This window comes from Bartonella sp. OT172YNZD, assembly GCF_042193725.1.
In the GTDB taxonomy this organism is placed as follows: Bacteria; Pseudomonadota; Alphaproteobacteria; order Rhizobiales; family Rhizobiaceae; genus Bartonella; species Bartonella grahamii_A.
Genome location: NZ_JBHILZ010000056.1, coordinates 1 through 1,354, shown reverse-complemented (window position 1 = coordinate 1,354; position 1,354 = coordinate 1). Strand labels below are relative to the sequence as shown.

At 45.1% G+C, this 1,354-nt stretch carries 1 protein-coding gene and 1 pseudogene; both read left to right on the top strand.

Features of this window, described 5'->3' with window-relative positions; translation table 11 throughout:
- Positions 1-1,050 (top strand): annotated as a pseudogene (locus tag ACFIJS_RS08935) (DUF4815 domain-containing protein); the annotation flags it as partial.
- A 14-nt stretch (positions 1,051-1,064) separates the two neighbouring features.
- Positions 1,065-1,354 (top strand): Bgr_08870 family protein (locus ACFIJS_RS08930; protein WP_375651258.1); only part of this gene is annotated, 290 nt, incomplete at its 3' end.

Sequence of the window (1,354 nt, the reverse complement as noted above, 5' to 3'; positions counted from 1 at the left end):
ATGCGGCGCACCACAACAGTGAAGATATGGACGCAATTTGACCCACAAGCGCAAGTCTTTACCCCCGATGAAACACGGCAAATCACTGGAATTGACTTTCATCTTTGTAAAATCGGCAATCAGAACCATGATCTGGTGATTGATTTGGTGACAACCGAAAACGGCTATCCTACCGCCGATATTCAAGCACAAAGCTTTTATTCTATGAAGGGCGCAAAGCTAGGTTGGGCTGGGGCACGCTATGATATCCCCTTGTTAGTCCCTAATGATCGTCTCACTGCTTTTATCATTAAAACCGATGATGCTGATCATGCCATCTCACTAGCAAAGCTTGGAGATTTTGATGTAAACAGTCAAAGATTTGTCTCAAGTCACCCTTACGTGACCGGTCCACGCTTTTCTTCTGTTAACGCACAAAGTTGGAGCGCCCATCAAGATGAGGCTTTAGCCTTTCGAGTGCTCGCTGCACGCTACACACAAACAGAAAAGATTGTCGATTTAGGCACCTTTGACCTTGTAGACTGCTCTGATTTGCAAATACGCGCAGCCATTGAGTTGCCTTCAAGTGAGTGTTCTGTCATCTTTGAAATTGAACGAAACAATGGCACAATTTATCAACTTCTTCCCTTTCAATTGCTCAGTCTTACTGAATATATCAGTGAAAAGGTCAAGCTTCGCGCTATTCTTAAAGGCACCGAAAAGCTCTCACCGGTGTTATTTGCTCCTGTTCAGTTGATTGCGGGAAAAATCCATAAGGAAGCGACCTATGTCACGCGTGCTTTTGCCTTTGGCGAAAAGGCAAGGTTGACCAGCTATATCAAAACCTTTTTACCGGGTGGTGCAACCTTTTCACTGGAGATGCAACTAGATGATGGTGGTTTCACCCCTTTGAAACTTGACGAAACAGAACAACTCGCTGAACCACTTTGGACAGAACGAAAATTTACCAGCAGTGACAAAACAGCCAAACAAGCGCGCCTCAAACTCACGCTTACCGGTGGACCGGCAGCGCGGTCCATGGTGCGTGATTTTGGCGCTGGCATATTATAATGGGAAAATGAGAGATGACCAAAACCAAAAAACTCGACATGGAATTGCCACAAGAAGGGCGTTTTATCAGTTCTGAATTCCCAATCTTGCGGGAAAACTTGGGCAAACTTGACCAAGCTCTTTTAGCTGTTGAGGAAAAGATAGACGAAAAGGCGCCTTTACACCACACGCATACCATAAGCGAAATCGCAGATCTAGAAAGCGCTCTCAATGGCAAAATGGCAGCGGATAAAACCTTCACTTTTGCCGATTTAAGCGATGTCGAGGGGGCAAAAGATGCGGCTAACAATTATGTTCTCTATAA